5 protein-coding genes are annotated in these 4818 nt (G+C 43.5%); 2 read left to right on the forward strand and 3 right to left on the reverse strand.

What is annotated here, in order from left to right; translation table 11 throughout:
- Positions 1-907 (forward strand): hypothetical protein (locus tag QXE01_11540; protein ID MEM4971869.1); only part of this gene is annotated, 907 nt, incomplete at its 5' end.
- Between the two features lie 19 nt (positions 908-926).
- Here QXE01_11540 and QXE01_11545 read toward each other — a convergent pair.
- From QXE01_11545 to QXE01_11555, 3 genes are all read right to left on the reverse strand, one after another.
- Positions 927-1439: a hypothetical protein gene (locus QXE01_11545; protein MEM4971870.1), complete on the reverse strand. Its 513-nt coding sequence runs from the start codon at positions 1437-1439 to the stop codon at positions 927-929.
- 950 nt (positions 1440-2389) lie between these two features.
- A complete protein-coding gene (locus tag QXE01_11550; protein MEM4971871.1) occupies positions 2390-3016 on the reverse strand; it encodes a hypothetical protein in 627 nt (208 codons plus the stop codon).
- A 538-nt stretch (positions 3017-3554) separates the two neighbouring features.
- Entirely contained in the window at positions 3555-4031 is a 477-nt protein-coding gene (locus QXE01_11555; protein ID MEM4971872.1) for a hypothetical protein, read from the reverse strand.
- Between the two features lie 43 nt (positions 4032-4074).
- Between QXE01_11555 and QXE01_11560 the strand changes: the two genes are divergently transcribed.
- Positions 4075-4293, forward strand: a complete 219-nt coding sequence (locus QXE01_11560) for a hypothetical protein (GenBank protein ID MEM4971873.1) — start codon at positions 4075-4077, stop codon at positions 4291-4293.
- Positions 4294-4818 lie beyond the last annotated feature (525 nt).

The following is a 4818-nucleotide window of genomic DNA, read 5'->3' on the forward strand; positions in this document are numbered from 1 at the left end:
GCTATATGAGTATAGATCCTCTAGGAAGCCGAGGCCGGAGGCTGATAAGAAGTATCTCGCAGACTGGAACTCACTAGCTATAAAGGCCTTTTCAAAGCTATATCTAGCAACATGGTGGGAGGGCTATCTAGATGCTGCGAGGAGGGCCTCAGACTATATATGGGATAGGATGTGGCTTGGGGATAGGGTTGCCCATGTATACTATGGCGACTCCCCGAGTAGCTGGGGCTATCTAAGGGATTCAGCGTTGTATGGAGACTCATGTATAGATCTATACATGGCTAGCCATGATGAGAAATACCTTGAGAGAGCCCTCGAGATCTCTAGATCTATTGAGAGGGTCTTCATAGTGGGAGGATCTCTTGTGGAGAACCCAGAAGCACCTGGATCCCCCACCGCTAGGGTTTCAACATTTATAGATGATGCTATCCCGAGCGGTGCATCCTCGGCTGCAAACCTATATGCAAGGCTATATCTCTTCACAGGAGATGCTAGGTATAGGGAGAAGGCTATGGAGATCTATAGACTGGCGTCTAAATATATAGAGGCTGTGCCACAGCAGCACATAGCCCTCCTAACAAGTATAGACATGCTTGAAGAACCCTCATACCAGATCGTGATAACCACCAGAAACCCAGAGGATATGGCTGCGAGGGAGTTTCTGAAGAACCTATGGAAGAGATACTGGGTAGGCATAACATCTATGAGCACCCAGAGCCCAAGAAGCGATGCTCTGAAAGAGCTCTACAAAGGCAAGGCATGGCTTGACAGAGCTACATTCTATATATGCTATGGAACAGCATGCTCACTCCCAACCCAGGACTATGGTGAGGCCCTCAGAGCCCTAGACGATCTTAGATCCCAGTTGAGAGGCTCAGGAGTCGCTAGCCACTCCAGGATTCTCTAATCCTTTCCAAACCCTCTAGCTAGATCTTAGATTGTCTAGTCCCTACCGTGTTTCCTAGTATTATTCCTATAAATCCTGCTAGCTTCACTATATCCCCTAACATGGCTATGGCTGGTTGGCTATATAGGTAGAGTGGGAGTCCTGCTAGATATACTATAGATCCTATGTAGATCGATAGCCCCCATAGCCTAGAGATCCTAGTTGCCCTTAGCATAACAGCAACCCCTGCTATGGGCTCCACTAAATAGCCAAGGAGGAGTAGCCATGCTCCTCTGAAATCTCCAAGGCTGAGGAGTATGAGGCCTGTGAAGACTATGGCTAGCCCAGGTGGTACGGGGTATTTTATGAGCCATGCCCTCTCGATCCCTGATTCGGCATATGCTATATATGCTCCGATGGCTAGTGCTAAGAGGATCCAGAGGATATATATGGATACCTGAGATGCTATAGCCTCAACCCTGTTGATCGCTAGGTAGATAAGCTCAGCTAGAATTAGGGTTGCTGCTACAGCACTTATATAGCAGCCCAGCATAAATAGATCTATCTCCATTCTAAGCCTAGCAAGGCTCGGGATCAGCAGTCCCCATAGATATTATCCTTTAGAACATCAAATACATAGATCTCGCATCATCGAGTTCCAACTATATAAATATCTCTACAACATAGAGATGTGAGAGAAGATATAATCCTAGAGACACAACATAGATTAGGATGAGAGGATCATCATAGACCATTGAGGAGACCTGATCGCCTTATCCGAGGTTATAAGACTACCTCCAACATCTCACAAGGGATTCGAGGCGCCTCTGAAAATCATCTTTCGTAATTGCGATTAATATCTAATGATTAGATGCTATTAAGGGATATCTCGATCTATGTAGAGATCCTGCTTAAATTCAGCTCAATAGGTGGGGCCCAGAGCCAAGCTAGACAATGATGTTGGGAGCAATAGCTTAGTCCCAAGGCTAAGAGGCCTAGATTATATGTGTGAGCCTGTGTGGGGCGTCATGGCATGGGAAGAGCCTATGTAGAGGGATGTTCTAGGGTATATTGCTGGATATACCCATCGATGTACTACTCGATGGATTTGTGTATGTGATGGATGGAAAGCATATTCCTTTACATTTCATTGATACATAGCTTCCATATCCTGCTTCAGCATGCTCTAGGCTGGGAGCCCTAGAGGGATATATGTGGATAGGCCTAATTCGAAATATGTTGAAAGCTGAAAGTGGGGAAGAGGTGGATATCTAAATATTATATTCTATGGCTCAGCGATCCATATCAGGGGCTGTGATGGCTGGCATTGTCCTAAGCTCCATAGAGGGATCCGGGGCTATTGATATATCTAAGGCTGGGTTTTTATGAGATATCTAGAAATTCTTCTATGGATCGACTATGAAGTCATATTCTCAAAAAGCATGTTAGTATCTATCTTGGGGATAAAAAGGGGGCTTTTGAGCTGTGTTATATCTGATCTCGTTATTCTGGAGGTGGAATAGATCTCTTCAATAGATCTACATGCTCATCTGTTAATAAAGCTTCTCTGTAGGGGGCTAGAGAGGCTTTGCCCTCTGGGAATCTCACTCTGCTGAAGATGAATTTCTTGTTCTGAAGATCAGCTGTGAAAACTCTTACCTCGCTTAAACCCTCTAGCCAGGTTCTCAGCTCGTTATCTGCTAGCACTGTTGATAGCTGTTTACTGGCTAGCCATTCCCTCACATGTATAGCTAGGGCCCTCTTATAGCCAGCTCTAGCTAGTGCTCTCAGAGTATTTATGAAGGCCTCATTAACGATGCTGAGCTTCTGCTCCCCTCCGAAGGATATATATACTGCGTCGAAATCCCTGCTAACGATTTCCCTAGCTATTCTCTCTAGATGGGAAGGCTCGTAGATATATACACCGCCAAACCCATCTCTATAGCCAGTTACGTAGGTGAATGATGTTAGCGCAGCAACAGCCATTGCTGAGCATATCCTATCTGGATATGTTATCACAGCCACTTTCTTGAAGCCGTCAAATAGATGTTCTCCCACAAGTCTACCTGTCAATGCTCTTAGATAGAGCTCCTGATCTAAGGGTAGTAGAGATGCTACTTGGTTGGACAAACCAGCCACCACAATATCTGGTGGAGAGGAGGTTTATAGATATTTAATTATTCAACCTACTAGCTAAGCCAACAACCCCTACTCTCCCATCGCACAACACATCGACTAACTACCTCCCTAGCCCTATATAGAGATCAGAAACCTAATATATGACAACTGCCTACCACCAACAGCTCCACTTCTCCCTACCGCTTTGCTCTATTTAGCAGTAAGCTTCACCTCGTATGGAAAGAGATAACAGAATAGAAAACAATAATCCAAAGCCTCTACCCACAGTCTAACAAGTAAATCTAGGGAACTAGGCTCACCAAGATCTATTAGCCTTATAACCTATAGATTTTTAAAATTATAGCCCCCTTCAAATACTATTCAGGTCCAGAGCATCGAAAGAGATGCTGAACAATAACATAGTCTAAAAGGGATAGTCCTAACAAGTTTGAACAGTATGAAACCCTTAAAGGCGATATAGAAGGGGTCTGAAAATCCTTAATTAGATGCATAGCATAAGCACTAGAGGATTGTATATGCCTAGCATTGTCTATGGTAGTATTCCTAGCCTTGTTATCATTGCTAGTGCTATCTGTGTTATGAGAGTTGCTACAACGGATCCAGCCAGTATTATCGATATCTTTGCAATAAAATCGATCCTCTTATCAAGGGCCTCAATCCTCTTATCCAACGCGTCTATTCTTTTATCTAAAGCATCGATTCTCTTATCTAATCCATCTATTCTTTTATCCAGATCCTCGATCCTCTTACTAAGACTATTATTCGCATCATCTATTCTTTTACTTAGATCCTCGATTCTCTTGCTAAGGCTATTATATATATCGTCTATCCTTTTATTAAGGTTGTTGTTTATCTCATCTATTCTTTTACTTAGATCCTCGATTCTCTTGGTAAGACTGTTGTTTATATCCTCTATTCTTTTTGTCATCTGCTCTAGAGATCCCTCTACCTTTGCAACTCTCTCAGCTAGAGAGGCTACCTTAGAATCTAAACCCTTAATCTCCATTCTAAGCGATTCAACCTTCTTATCAACATCAACCCTAAGATCCTTGATATCTTTTTCAAAAGAGCTCTCAAGAGATCCTATCCTTGCATCTATATCCCTCCTCAGATCATCTATATCCTTTCTAGTAGCTACATCCCTTAGAACAGCACTTATAATAGCTAGCCTCGCATCTGAATCTGTGAGGATCGCTGCTGCAAGCCTCCTCCTAACAGAAGGATCACTCTCAACAGCAGAAATAAAATCCTCAATAGAGCTCAGATAGTCTCCCTCCTGATGGTTTTAGGTGTTCCGGGTTATTATTTCTGACCTCCTCCGCTTTCAATTCTATAGTAGATCACCATGGTTTCTCGCATGGTTTAGCCCTGGGCCGGGTCTCCAGCAATTACCCCTATTCCCTCTCGGGGACTCGGGGATATGGTTGCTAGCCCCCATCTATGATCATCTGGGGGCCTGGTTGCCATGCTTAACCGCATCATCTAGCTATAGTACTTGCATCAAGCATATAGGCATCAACAACATCCCCGCTCTAAAGGACGAGGCTTTCAGTTGTGTTGTAATGTTTTGTCTATCTTTGTGTATGCTATTTATATGGATTATATCTTTTTGATCGCTGTGGGTCTATCTGTTCCGGCTTGTTATATAGATCTTTTTTGATCTGTGTTGTTTCTCGTGGGGGTTTTAGATCTTTGGGATCTAGATCGATCTGTAAAGATCTGGTGTGGGCTATGGTGTTGTTAACTAGCACTTAACAAAACCAGGTTAATTTTAACCAAAGATCCGAGGGCAA

The sequence above is a fragment of the Sulfolobales archaeon genome, assembly GCA_038897115.1.
Lineage (GTDB): Archaea > Thermoproteota > Thermoprotei_A > Sulfolobales > AG1 > AG1.

Bases quoted from the DNA above. Each gene is read 5' to 3' on its own strand.
- QXE01_11545 (MEM4971870.1), bottom strand. From the start codon at position 1,439: ATGCTGGGCTGCTATATAAGTGCTGTAGCAGCAACCCTAATTCTAGCT.
- QXE01_11555 (MEM4971872.1), bottom strand. From the start codon at position 4,031: ATGGAGATTAAGGGTTTAGATTCTAAGGTAGCCTCTCTAGCTGAGAGA.